Here is a 16,125-nt window from a genome sequence, read left to right on the forward strand (position 1 = left end):
CCGCCGACGACGTGGTCCGCCGACACGAGTCGGCGCAACACGTCATGGCGGATCGGCCGCTCAGTTGTCCAGGAAGCTCCGCAGCTTCCGGCTCCGGCTCGGGTGCTTCAGCTTGCGCAGGGCCTTCGCCTCGATCTGGCGGATGCGCTCGCGGGTCACCGAGAACTGCTGGCCGACCTCTTCGAGGGTGTGGTCGGTGTTCATGCCGATGCCGAAGCGCATGCGCAGCACGCGCTCCTCGCGCGGCGTGAGCGAGGCGAGTACGCGCGTCGTAGTCTCGCGCAGGTTCGACTGGATCGCGGCGTCGATCGGCAGGACGACGTTCTTGTCCTCGATGAAGTCGCCGAGGTGCGAATCCTCCTCGTCGCCGATCGGCGTCTCGAGCGAGATCGGCTCCTTGGCGATCTTAAGGACCTTGCGCACCTTCTCCAGCGGCATGGCCAGCTTCTCGGCCAGCTCCTCCGGGGTCGGCTCGCGGCCGATCTCGTGCAGCATCTGGCGCGAGGTGCGGACGATCTTGTTGATCGTCTCGATCATGTGCACCGGGATGCGGATGGTTCTCGCTTGATCCGCGATGCTGCGGGTGATCGCCTGGCGGATCCACCAGGTGGCGTAGGTCGAGAACTTGTAGCCGCGGCGGTACTCGAACTTGTCGACGGCCTTCATCAGGCCGATGTTGCCCTCCTGGATCAGGTCCAGGAACTGCAGGCCGCGGTTGGTGTACTTCTTGGCGATCGAGATCACGAGGCGGAGGTTGGCCTCGATCATCTCCTTCTTGGCCTGGCGGGCTTCGCGCTCGCCCTTCTGGACCATGTTGACGATCTTGCGGTACTCGCCGATCTCCAGGCCCGTCTCGGAGGCGAGCGTCAGGATCTGCTCGCGCAGGTCCGAGACCTGCTTCGAACCCTTCTCGACGAGGTTCTTCCAGCCCTTGCCGCCGAGCGTCCCGACGCGGGTCATCCAGTTCGGGTCGAGCTCCCAGCCCTGGTAGTGGCGCAGGAACTCGTCGCGGGCGACGCCGTGGCTCTCGGCGTAGCGCATCAGGCGGCCCTCATGCGAGATAAGGCGCTTGTTGATGTCGTAGAGCTGCTCGACCAGGGCCTCGATGCGGTTGTTGTTCAGGGACAGCGACTTCACGTCGGCGACGACGGTGTCCTTGAACTCGGCCTGCTTCTTCTCCTGGGCGGGCGTCGTCTTCTCGTTGCCGGCCTTGCGCGCGGTCTCCTCGTTCTGGAGCTTGCGCAGCTTGCGGTAGTTGTTGGCGATCGCGTCGAACGTCTCGAGCACGCGCGGCTTGATCTCGGCTTCCATCGCCGCGAGCGAGACGTTGTTCTCCATGTCGTCGTCGTCGTCGCCGCCCTCGGGCGCCGGCGTCTCGGCCTCGGCTTCCTCTCCCTCGGTCGCGCCCTCGGCGATCTGCGGGTTCTTGCCGTCGGGGCCGGCATAGGTGGCTTCGAGGTCGATGATGTCGCGCAGCAGCACCTTGCCGTCGACGAGTTCGTCGCGCCAGATGATGATCGCCTGGAAGGTCAGCGGGCTCTCGCACAGGCCGGCGATCATCGCCTCGCGGCCGGCCTCGATCCGCTTCGCGATGGCGATCTCGCCCTCGCGCGACAGCAGCTCGACCGAGCCCATCTCGCGCAGGTACATGCGCACCGGGTCGTCGGTGCGGTCGGTCGGCTCCTTGGTGGCGGTGACGACCGCGACGGCGCGCGTCGGGGCGACCTCGGCCACCTCCGTACCCTCGGCGCCCTCCTCGTCCTCCGACGCCTCGCCGTTGGCGGGCTTGTCGGCGGCGGCCTCGTCGGTCTCCTCGGCCTCGACGACGTTGATGCCCATCTCGGAGAGCTGGGACAGCACGTCCTCGAGCTGGTCGGGGTCGGACTGCCCCTCGGGCAGGACCTCGTTGACCTCCTCGTAGGTGATGTACCCGCGCTTCTTGGCGAGCTTCACCATCCGCTTGACCGAAGCATCCGTCAGGTCGAGGAGCGGCCCATCGGTCTGCTCTGCCGGAGCGGTGTCCGTCTCGTCCCGTTCCGTTGCCTTCGTCGCCATGATCAGCCTATTGTTTCGGCGCGGCACGATGCGGGGGCCTCTCGGCCACGCCGCGCCGTCGGCGCCGCAATGCGTGTGGAACCCGGACGAATCACTTCGACCGCGTCGTAGCTCGGACTCGGTATGCAAGCGAGACGCTTGACCGATTGTTAACCATGCCGCGAAGGCGCTTCGTATTCCGCCATCGCACAGGCCCTACGACACAGTCGAGTCGTTCGTGTCCTGCAGGTCCGCCTCGGTCTCCGCTCCCGCGATCACCGCCAAGCGCTCCTTGACGTCGCACAGCCAAGCGAAGTTCGCCTCTGTTTCTTCTTCGACGAGCGCACGTTCCGCCTGTCGGAGTTCGCTATTTAGCGCGCCGGCCTTGCGGTGCAAGATCACGGCCTGACGCAATGCGTCTTCCAGCTTGACCAGGTCGGCATGCGGATCGAGCGCCCAACGGTCGCCGGGGCGCACCCGCGCGGCGAGCCGCGCGCTCGCCGCCTCGAGCCCCGCCCGGGCCAGGCGGTTCTCCACCACCGCCACGTCCGGGTCGGCGGCGTCGGCCGCGCGGTCCAGGAGCAGCGAGCGCAGGGCCACCGCATCCGGATCCTCGAGATCGAGGGCGGCGAGGTCCTCCGCTTCGAGACCGAGCAGCTCGGGGTGGACGAGGAGGCTCGCCACGATCATCGCCTCGCGGGAGCTGCCGCTGCCGGAAAACCCGTTGGAGCGGGCAAGCCCGGCGCTCGGCCCGGCGGTGAGCCGCGGCGACGGCGGTGGATCGCCGGGGCGAGGCTTCCTTAGGTAAGTATTCTGCCGTCCGCCCGGCTGGTAGGCGCCGCGCTGCTGAGGCGCGCTGCGGGGCGAGAGACCGCGCAGGCGCTCCTCGATCTCGTCGCGATAATAGCTCCGCACCGTCTCGTCGCGGATGCCGGAGATCAGTCCGCGCAGGGTCTTGGCGAGGCCGGCGCGGCGCTCCGGGGTGTCAGTCGAGCCGGTCTCGACGGCGCGGCTCCACAGCACCTCGACCAGGGGCTTGGCCGCCTCGACCACCTTGTCGATCGCCGCCGCGCCGCCAGAGCGCAGCAGGTCGTCGGGGTCCTGGCCCTCCGGCAGCGTCGCGAAGCGCAGCGACCGGCCCGGCTCCAGCATCGGCAGTGCGACGTCGAGCGCGCGGAACGCGGCACGCTGCCCGGCGCCGTCGCCGTCGAAGCACAGGACCGGCTCGTCGGCGTGCCGCCACAGCAGGCCGAGCTGCTCTTCCGTGAGCGCGGTGCCGAGCGGCGCAACGGTGTTTGCGTGCCCCGCCAACGTCATCGCGATCACGTCGACGTAGCCCTCGACGGCGATGATCGTACCGCGATCGTGGGCGGCCTTGCGCGCCTGGTTCAGGTTGTAGAGCACCTGCCCCTTGTGGAAGAGCGGCGTCTCGGGCGAGTTCAGGTACTTGGCCTTCGCGTCCGCTTGCATCGCGCGGCCGCCGAAGGCGATCACCCGGCCGCGCACGTCCGCGATCGGGAAGATGATGCGGTCGCGGAAGCGGTCGTAGGGCACGGCGATGTCCTCGCCCGTCACCAGCAGGCCGAGCTCGCCCATCAGCGCCTTGTCGACGTCCTTGGCCGCGAGGTGGTCGCGCAGGCCGTAGCGGTCGGCCGGCGCGTAGCCGAGGCGGAAACGGCTGCGGATCTCGGGGCCGAGTTCGCGCCGGTCGAGGTAGGCGCGGGCGGCCGCGCCGGCGGGGGACGCCAGCCGCTCCTCGAACCAGGCGGTCGCCAACTCCATCACCTCGATCGCGCCGCGGCGCTTGGTCTCCATCTCGCGGGTGTCGGCGCTGGGCGCCGGCAGCGACACGCCGGCCTCCCCGGCCAGCCGCTCGACGGCCTCGGGGAAGCTCAGGCCCTCGGTCTCGATCAAGAAGCTGAAGATGTCGCCATGCTTGCCGGAAGAGAAGCAGTGATAGAACTGCTTCTGGTCGTTGACGTAGAAGGACGGTGTCTTCTCGGCGTTGAACGGCGACAGCCCGCGCCACTCGCGCCCGGCCTTCTTCAGCTTCACACGCCGGCCGACCACGTCGGAGGCGGGAAGCCGGTTGCGGATCTCTTCGAGGATGTGGGGCGGGTAGCGCACAGGTATGCGGCGGGTCCGGTGTCCGGTGTTCGGACCGGGATGTATACCGCAGGCACCCGCACCGAGTCCCTTCCCCGGGACGACGGTGGATAGCGGGCAGAACCGCGGTGTCGCGTCACGCCTTCGCGTTCAGCGCCGCCTTCACCAATCCGCTCGCCTTGGCGAAGTCCATGCGGCCGGCATAGGTGCCCTTCAAGATCGCGATGACCTTACCCATGTCCTTCGGGCCGGCGGCGCCCGCCTCGGCGATGGCGGCATCGATCGCAGCCTGCGTCTCGGCCTCGTCCATCTGCTTGGGCAGGTAGGTCTCGATCACCGCGATTTCGGCGCGCTCGTTCTCGGCCAGCTCCGGACGGCCGCCCTGCTCGTAGACCGCAGCCGATTCGTTGCGCTGCTTGATCATCTTCTGCAGCAGCGCCAGGATCTCGTCGTCGCTCGCCGGCTCCTTGCCGAGCCCCCGCGCCTCGATGTCCTTGTCCTTGAGCGCCGCCTGGATCATCCGGATCGTCGCGAGCTTGGCCTTCTCGCCGGCCTTCATGGCCTCCTTCATCTCGGTGGTGAGGCGGGCGCGAAGCATCGGGCTTGTCCTTGAGGTGGTGCGGAACGGAGGTGGCGCGAAAGCGAAGGTCGTGCAGAAACGGGTGGCTGGCCTGCGGTTTGCAGCGATTGAGCCGCGTTCGATGCGGCACCACATTGACCCCGTCGCCGCGGGCTCGATAAGACCGCCGCACACGATCACCCGCCGCCCGCTCGCGCCGTCTCGACGGCGCCGGTCGTGGCCGGACATAAGCGAGATCACCGTGATGCTGCAAGACAGCGCTTCCGCGCCGAGAGACGCCGCCGTGCCCGAGCCCTGGGCCGAGCCCGTCGCCACCGCGTTGCTGGTGCTGGCCGACGGCACCATCCTCGAAGGCTTCGGCATCGGCCAGACCGGCGTCGCCGACGGCGAGGTCTGCTTCAACACGGCGATGACCGGCTACCAGGAAATCCTGACGGACCCGTCCTATGCCGGGCAGATCGTCACCTTCACCTTCCCGCATATCGGCAACACCGGCACCAACGACGAGGATCTCGAAAGCCTCGACGCCGCCCCGGCGTCGGGCGTGCGCGGCACGGTGATCGCCTCGGCCGTGACCCAGCCGTCGAGCTGGCGCTCGTCCTCGCACCTCGACGCGTGGCTGAAGGCCCGCGGCATCATCGGCATCACCGGGATCGACACCCGCGCGCTCACCGCCCGCATCCGCGACCACGGCATGCCGAACGCGGTGATCGCCAACGACCCGCAGGGCAACTTCGACCGCGAGGCCCTGAAGGCGCGCGCCGCGGCCCTCGCGCCGATGGAAGGCCTCGACCTCGTGCCCCCGGTGACCAGCCGCGAGCGCTCCGACTGGAGTGAATCGACCTGGACGGTGAAGGCGGGCTACGGCCGCGGCGTACCGGGCGAGGGCCTGCGCGTCGTCGCGATTGATTACGGCGTGAAGCGCAACATCCTGCGGCTGCTGGCCGAGGCCGGCTGCACGGTTACCGTCGTGCCGGCGACCACCAGCGCGGCCGACATCCTGGCGCTGAAGCCGGACGGCGTGTTCCTGTCGAACGGTCCTGGCGACCCGGCTGCGACCGGCGAATACGCGGTGCCGGTAATTCGCGAGCTGCTCGCCTCGAAGGTTCCGACCTTCGGCATCTGCCTCGGGCACCAGCTTATGGGCCTCGCGCTCGGTGGGCGCACGGTGAAGATGGGCCAGGGCCACCACGGCGCGAACCATCCCGTGAAAGACAAGACCACCGGCAAGGTCGAGATCGTCTCGATGAACCACGGCTTCGCCGTCGATCCGGCGAGCCTACCCGAGACCGCGGTCGAGACCCACGTCTCGCTGTTCGACGGCTCGAATTGCGGACTCACCCTCACCGACCGGCCAGCCTTCTCGGTGCAGCACCACCCGGAAGCCTCGCCGGGTCCGCGCGACAGCCACTACCTGTTCGACCGATTCGTGACCCTGATGCGGTCCGGCAAGCCCGAGCCGGCGTCCGGCGTGGCCTGATCGCGCGGGGCGTCGGAGGCAACCGTCGCCCGCCATCGGTGTTGTCGATCCACATGATGGATCGACAGCCCGAAAGGCACACCATGGCCGAGCACGACGCAGACCGCTCCTCACTGAAGGGTTTTTCCGCGAACACGGACCACAACGGCCAGGATCTCGGACAGGATTCGCCCCTCGACGTCGGCACCCCATCCCGGACCCAGGCCGACCTCAAGGGCAACCCGGCGGGCGAGGCCGAGACCGCGCGGATCGCCTCGGGCATGAAGAGCGAGGACGCCACCGACCAGACCGAGGCCGAGACGCCGCCGGAGAACCTGCGGGCGATCCGCGGCGAGGGCCAGCCGGGCGCAACCGCCTCTGAGGCGATCGATCGCGCCACCGCCGCCGTCGGGCAGGACGACGGGAAGTGCTGATGGCCCGCGACACGGACGAAGCCTCGGAGACCGTCACCCGCAAGCCGGACGACAAAGTCGGCAGCAGCGGCAAGCCCGCGGCCGGCGGCGGCGGGCACACCGCCGAGCAGTCGGCGATCACCGACATGGGAACGGGCGGCAAGTCCGACCCCGAGCGGAAGGCCGATTGGAAGCAGGGCGGCGAGCCTGGCCGCGCTCCGCCGACGCCCGGCGGCTCGTCGGGCGGGCATTCCGACCAGAAGGCGTCCCGCGGCCCACAGGCCGACCAGTCGGTCGCCGACGGGCACTACAAAGCCGAGCGCGAGGAGGGGAAATGAGCGAGCACGACAAGCCTTCGGGCAACTCTTCGGACGAGCCCCCGAATGGCAAGCCCGCCAACGTCGCGCCGGACGCGGTGATGGACCCGAACGAGAAGACCGACGGGCATCCGGGCAAGGGACCGCAGGGCGGCGCTTCGAAGGACGAGGACGCCGACCCGGGCGCCGGCTGAAAACGCTTTGCTGTCGTGCTTTCGCGGCGGCGGACGCCAGGAACGAAAAAAGGCCCGGGTAGCGATGCCCGGGCCTTCTTGCTGGTGCGGTCGAGGACCTTACACGGCGCCGGTGACGGCTTCTTTCGAGCGCTCGAAGCGCTTGCGGTCGTTCGGGTCGAGATGGGTCTTGCGCAAACGGATCGACTTCGGCGTGACTTCCATCAGCTCGTCGTCCTGGATCCAGGCGAGCGACTTCTCCAGCGTCATCCGGATCGGCGGCGTCAGGCGCACGGCCTCGTCCTTCGAGGTGGTGCGGATGTTGGTAAGCTTCTTGCCCTTGAGCACGTTCACCTCGAGGTCGTTCTCGCGGTTGTGCTCGCCGATGATCATGCCCTGGTAGACCTTGGCGCCGGGCTCGATCATCATCGGGCCGCGGTCTTCCAGGTTCCACATGGCGTAGGCCACGGCCTCGCCCTTGTCGTTCGAGATCAGCACGCCGTTGCGGCGGCCGGCGATCTCGCCCTTGAAGGGCTCGTAGGCCTTGAACAGGCGGTTCATGATCGCCGTGCCGCGCGTGTCGGTCATCAGCTCGCTCTGGTAGCCGATGAGGCCGCGGGTGGGCGCGTGGAAGACGAGGCGCAGGCGGTCACCGCCCGACGGCCGCATCTCGATCATCTCGGCCTTGCGCTCCGACATCTTCTGCACGACGACGCCCGAATACTCCTCGTCGACGTCGACCACGACCTCCTCGACCGGCTCCAGGATGCCGCCATCCTCGTCCTTCGAGAGCACGACGCGGGGACGAGAGACGGCGATCTCGAAGCCTTCGCGACGCATGGTCTCGATCAGGATTGCCAGCTGCAACTCGCCGCGACCGGAAACGAAGAAGCTGTCCTTGTCGGCGGCCTCCTCGATCTTCAGCGTGACGTTGCCCTCGCCCTCCTTGAACAGACGGTCGCGGATCATGCGGCTGGTGACCTTGTCGCCCTCGGTGCCGGCGAGCGGCGAATCGTTGACGATGAAGGACATGGTCACGGTCGGCGGATCGATCGGCTGGGCCTGGATCGGGGTCTCGACCTGCGGGTCGCAGAACGTGTCGGCGACGGTGCCCTTCACGAGGCCGGCGATGGAGACGATGTCGCCCGCCTCGCCGACATCGATCGGCGCGCGCTCCAGGCCGCGGAACGCGAGGATCTTCGAGACGCGGCCGGTCTCCACGAGCTTGCCCTCGCGGTCCATCACCTTGATCGCCTGGTTCGGCTTCACGGTGCCGGACGCGATGCGGCCGGTGATGATGCGGCCGAGGAACGGGTTGGCCTCGAGCAGGGTGCCGAGCATCCGGAACGGACCCTCCTCCACCTTTGCCGGGGGCACGTGCTCGAGCACGAGGTCGAACAGCGGCGCGAGGCCGTCCTCCTGCGAGCCGTCCGGCGCGGTCGCCATCCAGCCGGCGCGGCCCGAACCGTAGAGGATCGGGAAGTCGAGCTGGTCGTCGGTGGCGTCGAGCGCCGCGAACAGGTCGAACACCTCGTTCACCACCTCGGTGATGCGAGCGTCCGGACGGTCGACCTTGTTGATGGCCACGATCGGGCGCAGGCCGATCTTGAGCGCCTTGCCGACCACGAACTTGGTCTGCGGCATCGGACCCTCGGCCGCGTCCACCAGCACGATCACGCCGTCGACCATCGACAGGATGCGCTCGACCTCGCCGCCGAAGTCGGCGTGGCCGGGGGTGTCGACGATGTTGACGCGGGTGTCCTTCCAGACGACCGAGGTCGCCTTGGCCAGGATGGTGATGCCGCGCTCCTTCTCGAGGTCGTTCGAGTCCATCGCCCGTTCCTCGACCCGCTGGTTGTCGCGGAAGGAGCCGGACTGCGACAGCAGCTTGTCGACGAGCGTCGTCTTGCCGTGGTCGACGTGGGCGATGATGGCGATGTTGCGCAGCTTCATGGTGTTTCCGAAGCGAGTAGAACCCGCCACGGGACGGACCGCTGTTACGGTCGGCCACGCCGGGTCGAGAACGGGTTCGAGCTATTGCGCCGCAATATAAGGAGTCGGCCTCTGCGGCAAGGGGGCAGTGGTTCTGGGCAGTGGTTCTGGGCAGTGGTTCTGGGCAGCGAGACGCTGCTCAGCCGTACAGCGCCAGCGGCAGCGTCACCAGGGCGACGGGCAGCGCCAGAAGCGCAGCCGGCCTGAGCCAGCCCGGCCTGTAGGACAGGAACGCGACCACGAGGAGCGCCGCGCCGGTCAAGGTGCCGACCCATTGCACCGGCCCGAAGTTCCAGCCCTCCAGCGTCACCGCCGCGGCGAAGGACAGCCCAATGCTGGCCCAGCCGGCGATTCGCAAGGTCCGCGCGCGCGCCGCGCCGGCCCGCACCAGGAAGGCGTCGCGGTGGTGGCGGTCGAGGCTGAGTGCCAGCGCCGAGAGGCCGGCAAAGCAGAGCGCCAGGTTGAGGGCGACGACGATGGCGGTCATACTCGCAGGGCCTCCCGTCCGGCGATGGCGGCGTCCGCGCGTTGCGCCTGCGGAGGCCGCGGTCGCCCGGCCTTGCGCGCGGCGAGCACGAACAGCACGCCGAGGACGATCATCGCGGCGTCGAAGCCGAGGAAGCGCAACTCGCCGACGAGTGGATGCAGGCCGGTGGCGATGGCGCCGACGAACGGGACCGCGAGGAACAAGGCGCCGACGAGCGCCAGGCCCTCGCGCCAGACCGTCCCGGCCGGGCGTACGGCGCCCAGCACCGCCACCAGCGCCCAGGCCCCGAAAAACATTCCGACCTCCCAGTCGGCACGGGCCGCGAGGTCGAGGGGCAGCAGGCGGTTGGCGAGGAAGTAGGCGGCGATCCCCGCCGGAAGGCCGGCGATGGTGCCGAGGTTCAGCACGCGCACCAGCCTTAAGCCGAAGCCGTCCGCCTCCACCCCCTTCGGCGCGCGGGCCACGGCCCACAGCACGAGGCCGGTGGCGACGGTGGCCGCACCCATGATTCCGCAGAGGAAGAACAGCGCCCGCAGGGCCGCGCCGGCGAAGTGGCCCTCGTGGAGGCCGAGCATCACCGTAGAGGTCTTGGCCGCGGCGCGGGTCGCGCCGTTGCGTCCGAGGACGGCGCCGGTGGTGCCGTCGAACGCGATCTGCGGGTGCTCGTGGGCGAGGCCGTGCGGTTCTTCGAAGATCGCGACCACCGAAGCCGCGGCGTCGGCGGGGTTGTAGACCGAGACGCCCTCCGGCGCCTCGCCGCGTTCCGCGATCGCCTGCGCGATCATGCTTGAGAGCGGCGCCAGCGTGCCGGGCTTGCCCGCCGGGCCGCGCAGGTCCGGCATCAGCCCGCTGTCGACGTAGAAGCGCATCTCGTCGCCCTTGTAGGCGGCGGCGACGCCCCAGGGCATGTACATCGGCGCGAGGGTGACGAGGCCGGTGTAGGTGATCATCAGGTGGAACGGCAGCGCGAGCACGCCGAACACGTTGTGCGCGTCGAGCCAGCCGCGCTGCGAGCGCCGCCGCCGAAAGGTGAAGAAGTCGGCGAAGATCCGCCGGTGGGTGACGATTCCGGAGACCAGCGCCACCAGCATCACCAGCGCGCAAGTGCCGACGATCCAGCGGCCCCAGAGCGGCGGCATGCCGAGCTCGAAGTGGAAGCGGTAGAGGAAGTCGCCCCCTCGCGTGTCGCGCGCCGCGACCGGCGCACCACTCGTGGAGTCGAGCAGCGCCTGGTGGAACGGACCGTCCAGGCTCTTCCACCACATGACGCCGACCGCCGGCTTCTCGGGCTTCGGCAGCTCGACGTACCAGCCCACGGCGTCGGGCATCGCCTTCTGCAGGTAGGCGGCAGCGAGGTCGGCCGAGCGGGCCGGGTCGCTCGCGCCGGCCACCAACTCCGGCCGCATCCATTGCGAGATTTCGGCGCGATAGTAGCTCGCCGTGCCGGTGACGAAGACTGAAAACAGCACCCAGCCGACCACGAGGCCGGACCACGCGTGCAGCCACGCCATCGACTGGCGGAAGCCTTGCCTCATGCGGCACCGGCGGCGGAGAACCCGCTCGCGAGCCAGAGCCCGCCGCCGAGGACGGCTGCGAGGCCGACGACCGCGAGCGCGGCGCGCCCGAGGGCGCGGGCGGCGAAGACGTAGACCACCACCGCCACCATCACCGCGAAGCTCACGAGCGTTGCGCTCGCGACCGCCTCCGAGCGGACGAGGGGCAGCGTCAGCGACAGGAGCGCGGTCAGCAGCGCCGCGACCCCGTAGCCCCCGAGCACCGCGAGCACGATCCGCCCTGCCACCGCGAGGCGGTAGGCCGGACCGCGCCGTGCGTCCTTCTGCTGAGCCATCGCGGTGCATCCCTCGGGCTTCGCCCCGCAAGGGGGCGCGATCGATGCCGGGGGTAGCAAGGCCGCAGGCGCCGTTGCAACCGCTATGTTTCAGAACCATTCCAGTTGGCGCGCAACGGCTTAGCAGGGTTTCGAGCAGGGATTGCGGCGTGGTGCTCGCACGTGTCCTGCCGACCTCGGATCACCATCGGGGTGGGCAAGCCGATCGCGAGGATTGCTCCGCGGGCGCGCACGCCGCATGCAGGCGAGGTCCAGGCCCGACACGCGAGATGCCCGCCCCCGTGACCCAGCCCAAGCCCGACGCGCCCCGTCCGCCGATCCGCTTCCGCGGCCGCTCGTTCATGGCGACCGTGCTCGCGCCGCTGCCTCCGGTGGAGGATTGGCTCGCCGACCTCGACGCCCTGCGCCAGCGCGCGCCGGCCTTCTTCTCCGGGCGGCCGGTGATCCTCGACCTGACCGGGCTGACCCTCGACCGCGACGACCTGACCGGGCTTGTGGCCGAGCTGTCGTCCCGCGCCATCGCGATCTACGGGATCGAGGGGGCCGCTCCGGCCCTGCTCGGACCCGGCCTGCCGCCGGCCCTGGCGGGGGGGCGCCCCGCCGGCGAGATCGAGATGCCGGAGCCCGACGCCCCCTCCCCCGAGGCCGCCGCGCTGGCGCCGGCGCCGCAGGCGGCGGCCGTCTCCCTGATCCTCGACGCGCCGGTCCGCTCCGGCCAGGCGGTGCTGCACCTCGAAGGCGACGTCACGGTGATGGGGGCCGTGGCCTCGGGCGCCGAGGTGATCGCCGGCGGGTCGATCCACGTCTACGGCCCGCTGCGCGGGCGCGCGATCGCGGGCGCCGCCGGCAACCCGAACGCGCGGATCTGGTGCCGGAAGTTCGAGCCGGAGCTGATCGCGATCGACGGCCTCTACAAGGCCGCCGACGACCTCAATCCGAGCTTCACCGGCCAAGCCGTGGAAGTCCGCCTCGTCGAGGACGCGATCCGGTTGGCACTGTTGGAGCGGACCTGAGGCCGCGATCACAGGATACCGGCATGAGATGGCGACAGGATCACCATCCTTAACCGTTCGGTAACCATATCCGCCGTCAATGATCCGGTAAGGAATCGTTGACCCGTGAAAACACAGCTCTTTCCGGACCCCGACCGTCCCGTTTCGGCACAGCCCGAAAAAGCCGTTTCCCCGGAAGCGGTTGGCCTGCTGGCCGGCACCGAATCGCCCGCGCCCGAGACCGCTGCGGCGGCCTCGGACCCGGCAAAGCCTGCCGACCCCGCCCCGGCGACCGAGCCTGCCGGGCCGGCCAAACCCGCCGCCAAGCCTTCCGCCCCGCGCGCCCTCGCCTTCCGGGGCCGTGCGTTCAAGGCGATGGCGCTGAAGCCCGAAGCGCCGCTCGCCGATTGGCTGGCAGACCTCGACGCGGCGCTGAAGCGCTCGCCGACCCTGTTCGACGGACGCGCGATCATCCTCGATCTCGGCGCCCTTCGCCCGGACCACGAAGCGCTTCAGGCGCTCGTCGCCGACCTCATCGGCCGCCGCGTCCGCATCCTCGGCTTCGAGGGCGTGGGGAGCATCGCGGCCGGCCTGCCGCCGCTGCTGATCGGCGGACGCCCGGCCAGCAACCTGGACCTGCCCGACCTCGCGTTGCCGAAGGTCCCGGAGGAGCCGGTCTCGACCTCGATCACGATCGAGGGCTCGGTCCGCTCCGGGCAGACGGTGGTTCATCCCACCGGGGACGTCACGGTGATGGGCTCGGTCTCTTCCGGCGCCGAGATCCTGGCCGGCGGCTCGATCCACATCTACGGCGCGCTCCGCGGCCGGGCGATCGCGGGCGCCGCCCGCAACCCGCGCGCGCGCATCTACTGCCGCAAGTTCCAGCCCGAGCTGCTCGGGATCGATCGCCTCGTCCGCACGGCCGAGGACATCGGAACGCAGCTCCAGGGCAAACCCGCACAGATCTGGCTCGACGGCGGCGCGATCCGCATGGCGGGCTTGGACTGACCTACGAAATCTCAGAACTCGATCCGATCACCGCAGATCAAGGAGCGACACGCGTGGCAAAGGTTTTGGTCGTCACATCGGGCAAGGGCGGCGTCGGCAAGACGACGACCACGGCGGCACTAGGTGCCGCGATCGCGCAGGGAGGACAGAGCGTCTGCGTCGTCGACTTCGACGTCGGCCTGCGCAACCTCGACCTCGTCATGGGGGCCGAGCGCCGGGTCGTCTACGACCTGATCAACGTCGTCAACGGCGACGCCAAGCTCAACCAGGCGGTGATCCGCGACAAGCGGCTCGAGACCCTGCACCTGCTGCCGGCCTCGCAGACCCGCGACAAGGACGCGCTGACCGACGAGGGCGTCGCTCGCGTCATGGAAGAGTTGCGCGAGAAGTTCGACTGGGTGATCTGCGATTCGCCCGCCGGCATCGAGCGCGGCGCCCAGCTCGCCATGCGCCACGCCGACGTCGCGGTGGTGGTGACCAACCCGGAAGTCTCGTCGGTGCGCGATTCCGACCGGATCATCGGCCTGCTCGACTCGAAGACGGTCAAGGCCGAGCGCGGCGAGAACATGGACAAGCACCTGATCCTCACCCGCTACGACCCCAGCCGGGCCGACCGCGGCGACATGCTCAAGGTCGAAGACGTCCTCGAAATCCTGTCGATCCCGCTGCTGGCGATCATTCCCGAGAGCCAGGAGGTGCTTCGCGCCTCGAACGTCGGCTGCCCGGTCACGCTGAACAACCCGCTCTGCGCGCCCGCCCGCGCCTACACCGACGCCGTGCGCCGGCTCAAGGGCGAGACGCTGCCGATGACGATGCCGACGGACCGCAAGTCCTTCCTCGACAAGCTTTTCCTGCGGAGGGCGGCATGACCCTCCTCGGCCTCTTCAACAAGCGCGCCTCCGGCTCCGTCGCCCGCGAGCGCCTCCAACTGATCCTCGCCCACGAGCGGTCCGAGACCGGCCAGCCCGACCTCGTGATCACGCTCCGCGAGGAGATCCTGGCCGTCATCGCCAAGCACGTCTCGGTCGAGCGCGACAAGGTGAAGATCACGCTGGAGCGCGGCGAGGGCGTCTCGACGCTGGGCCTCGACATCGAGCTCCCGCTCACGGCCGCCAAAGGACGCAACGAGGTGCGCACCGAAACGCGCGCCGACGCGAAGTCCGAGAAGGCGATGCCGGAGAAGCGCAAGCAGGCTGCCTGACGCCGAACCCCAACACAAAGCCCGCGGATCGAAAGGTTCGCGGGCTTTTTCGCGCGTGCAAGACCATGGGCGACGCTCGCGATGCGTCGCGAATCGGTGACGGAACGATCGAGGCCGCAGGGCATTCCTAGGCACCCCTTTCGGGTCTTGGAGATTGCAATGCGTCGTCTGATCCTGGCATCCATGGTCGCCCTCACCGTCTCCGGCGCGGCGTTCGCCGCCGAGCAGACCACCCCGACCACGGCCGCGAAGTTCGTGCCGGTGCCGCAGGATGCGGTGCTGAGCTACAACCTCATCGGCCTCAACGTGATGGACGGCTCGAACAACAACGTCGGCGAGATCAAGGATCTCGCGATGGAGCACGGCAAGCTCACCAGCTACATCATTTCCGTCGGCGGCTTCCTCGGTATGGGCGAGCGCTACGTCTCGGTCGAGCCGGCCTCCGTTGCGCTCGGCTACGACGAGGGCGCGAAGAAGTGGAAGGCGATCATCGGCGCCACCAAGGATCAGCTCAAGGCTGCGCCCGAGTTCAAGTACGACGGCAAGTTCAAGCGTTGAGGCTCGCGCCTCTTAACTGGGTATCTTGTGAGGAAGCCCGCTGATCGTAGGATCCGCGGGCTTCGTCTTTTCAGGTCTCGGAACGGCGTCTTCTCAGGCGCGCAGGAACGCGACGAGGGATGCGTTCACCGCGTCGGCCGCATCGTGCTGCACCCAGTGCGTCGCCTCCGGGTACCATTCGATACGTCCGTCGTCGCAAAGCTCGAGGCTCGCCTCGGCGAGGCCGCTCCCCAAAGCGTGGTCGCGGCGGCCCCACAGGATCAGCGTCGGCGCCGTCACCCGCGGCGCGGTGCTCGCCCGCGGCAGGCGCAGCGCGCGGTACCAGTTCAGCATGCCGGTCATCGCGCCGGGCTTCGCCCAGGCAGCGGCGTAAAGATCGAGGTCGGCGTCGGTGAAGCTGCCCTTTCGGCTGGTCGTCGCCAGCGCCTGCCGCAGCACGGTGCAGTCGCTCGCGGTCAGACGCTTCTCGGGCAGGTGGGGGATCTGGAAGAATGCGACATAGGCGCTGCGCAGCAGCTGCGTCGGATGCCGCCGGATGTAGGGGCCGAAGATCGCGGGGTGCGGCGCGTTGAGGATCGCCAGACGCTCGATCCGCTCGGGGTAGAACGAGGCAATCCACCACGCCACCAGCCCACCCCAATCGTGCGCGACGAGGCGGAATTTCGCGAAACGGTAATGGTCGGCGAGCTCGATCACGTCGCCGGCGAGCCGGTCGAGGTGGTAGGCGGCGATGCCCCCGGGCTTGTCGCTGAGATTGTAACCGCGCTGGTCCGGTAGGACGAGGCGCAGGCCCGCCTCCGAGAGGGGGCCGATCTGGCGGCGCCAGCCGTACCAGAACTCCGGGAAGCCGTGCAGCACGATGGTGGGGAGGCCGTCGGCCGGCCCGGCCTCCGCCACGTGCAGGCGGATGCTCGGGAGGAAGACCGACGAAGTCCGAACCGAATCGAGCAACGCGA

Annotated in this window: 16 protein-coding genes and 1 pseudogene; 9 read left to right on the top strand and 8 right to left on the bottom strand. The window is 69.3% G+C overall.

The window, feature by feature from the left end:
• Positions 1-60 precede the first annotated feature (60 nt).
• The 3 genes from rpoD to FV226_RS00165 all read right to left on the bottom strand — a co-directional run bounded on the left by rpoD (position 61) and on the right by FV226_RS00165 (position 4,738).
• A complete protein-coding gene (rpoD, locus tag FV226_RS00155) occupies positions 61-2,055 on the bottom strand; it encodes an RNA polymerase sigma factor RpoD (RefSeq protein ID WP_147750129.1) in 1,995 nt (664 codons plus the stop codon).
• A gap of 195 nt (positions 2,056-2,250) precedes the next feature.
• Positions 2,251-4,161 carry a DNA primase gene (gene dnaG, locus FV226_RS00160; RefSeq protein ID WP_147761317.1) on the bottom strand — a complete coding sequence of 637 codons (1,911 nt, stop codon included), beginning with the start codon at positions 4,159-4,161 and terminating at the stop codon, positions 2,251-2,253.
• A gap of 115 nt (positions 4,162-4,276) precedes the next feature.
• Complete coding sequence (locus FV226_RS00165) at positions 4,277-4,738, bottom strand: GatB/YqeY domain-containing protein (RefSeq protein ID WP_147761318.1); 462 nt, start codon at positions 4,736-4,738, stop codon at positions 4,277-4,279.
• A gap of 226 nt (positions 4,739-4,964) precedes the next feature.
• On the opposite strand from FV226_RS00165, the gene carA reads away from it, so the two are divergent.
• The 4 genes and pseudogenes from carA (at position 4,965) to FV226_RS27835 (ending at position 7,103) form a co-directional block, all read left to right on the top strand.
• On the top strand, positions 4,965-6,200 hold the full coding sequence (gene carA, locus FV226_RS00170; protein WP_147761319.1) for a glutamine-hydrolyzing carbamoyl-phosphate synthase small subunit: 1,236 nt from the start codon (positions 4,965-4,967) through the stop codon (positions 6,198-6,200).
• An 83-nt stretch (positions 6,201-6,283) separates the two neighbouring features.
• Positions 6,284-6,607: pseudogene (locus FV226_RS00175) on the top strand (hypothetical protein); the annotation flags it as partial.
• 5 nt (positions 6,608-6,612) lie between these two features.
• Positions 6,613-6,930: a hypothetical protein gene (locus tag FV226_RS00180; RefSeq protein WP_147761321.1), complete on the top strand. Its 318-nt coding sequence runs from the start codon at positions 6,613-6,615 to the stop codon at positions 6,928-6,930.
• Entirely contained in the window at positions 6,927-7,103 is a 177-nt protein-coding gene (locus FV226_RS27835; protein ID WP_187277294.1) for a hypothetical protein, read from the top strand. The genes FV226_RS00180 and FV226_RS27835 overlap by 4 nt, the downstream gene beginning before the upstream one ends.
• Before the next feature lie 99 nt (positions 7,104-7,202).
• Here FV226_RS27835 and typA read toward each other — a convergent pair whose 3' ends face one another.
• From typA to FV226_RS00200, 4 genes are all read right to left on the bottom strand, one after another.
• Complete coding sequence (typA, locus tag FV226_RS00185) at positions 7,203-9,035, bottom strand: translational GTPase TypA (protein WP_147750124.1); 1,833 nt, start codon at positions 9,033-9,035, stop codon at positions 7,203-7,205.
• 178 nt (positions 9,036-9,213) lie between these two features.
• The gene (locus FV226_RS00190) at positions 9,214-9,561 is read right to left on the bottom strand and encodes a DUF3325 domain-containing protein (RefSeq protein WP_147761322.1); all 348 of its coding nucleotides are present in this window, start codon (positions 9,559-9,561) and stop codon (positions 9,214-9,216) included.
• The gene (locus FV226_RS00195) at positions 9,558-11,096 is read right to left on the bottom strand and encodes a PepSY-associated TM helix domain-containing protein (protein ID WP_147761323.1); all 1,539 of its coding nucleotides are present in this window, start codon (positions 11,094-11,096) and stop codon (positions 9,558-9,560) included. Before FV226_RS00195 ends, FV226_RS00190 begins: the two co-directional genes overlap by 4 nt.
• Entirely contained in the window at positions 11,093-11,410 is a 318-nt protein-coding gene (locus FV226_RS00200; RefSeq protein WP_147761324.1) for an iron transporter, read from the bottom strand. Before FV226_RS00200 ends, FV226_RS00195 begins: the two co-directional genes overlap by 4 nt.
• A gap of 269 nt (positions 11,411-11,679) precedes the next feature.
• On the opposite strand from FV226_RS00200, the gene minC (FV226_RS00205) reads away from it, so the two are divergent.
• From minC (FV226_RS00205) to FV226_RS00225, 5 genes are all read left to right on the top strand, one after another.
• Positions 11,680-12,423 carry a septum site-determining protein MinC gene (minC, locus tag FV226_RS00205; protein ID WP_147761325.1) on the top strand — a complete coding sequence of 248 codons (744 nt, stop codon included), beginning with the start codon at positions 11,680-11,682 and terminating at the stop codon, positions 12,421-12,423.
• 354 nt (positions 12,424-12,777) lie between these two features.
• The gene (gene minC / locus FV226_RS00210) at positions 12,778-13,410 is read left to right on the top strand and encodes a septum site-determining protein MinC (protein ID WP_147761453.1); all 633 of its coding nucleotides are present in this window, start codon (positions 12,778-12,780) and stop codon (positions 13,408-13,410) included.
• Between the two features lie 53 nt (positions 13,411-13,463).
• Positions 13,464-14,279 carry a septum site-determining protein MinD gene (gene minD, locus FV226_RS00215; RefSeq protein WP_147750119.1) on the top strand — a complete coding sequence of 272 codons (816 nt, stop codon included), beginning with the start codon at positions 13,464-13,466 and terminating at the stop codon, positions 14,277-14,279.
• Positions 14,276-14,611, top strand: coding sequence for a cell division topological specificity factor MinE (gene minE, locus FV226_RS00220; RefSeq protein WP_147761326.1), 336 nt, complete (start codon positions 14,276-14,278; stop codon positions 14,609-14,611). The genes minD and minE overlap by 4 nt, the downstream gene beginning before the upstream one ends.
• 159 nt (positions 14,612-14,770) lie before the next feature.
• The gene (locus FV226_RS00225; RefSeq protein WP_147750117.1) at positions 14,771-15,169 is read left to right on the top strand and encodes a PRC-barrel domain-containing protein; all 399 of its coding nucleotides are present in this window, start codon (positions 14,771-14,773) and stop codon (positions 15,167-15,169) included.
• A gap of 93 nt (positions 15,170-15,262) precedes the next feature.
• Here FV226_RS00225 and FV226_RS00230 read toward each other — a convergent pair whose 3' ends face one another.
• A complete protein-coding gene (locus tag FV226_RS00230; RefSeq protein WP_147761327.1) occupies positions 15,263-16,120 on the bottom strand; it encodes an alpha/beta hydrolase in 858 nt (285 codons plus the stop codon).
• Between the last annotated feature and the right edge of the window lie 5 nt (positions 16,121-16,125).

This window comes from Methylobacterium sp. WL12 (genome assembly GCF_008039475.1).
Classification (GTDB): Bacteria; Pseudomonadota; Alphaproteobacteria; order Rhizobiales; family Beijerinckiaceae; genus Methylobacterium; species Methylobacterium cerastii.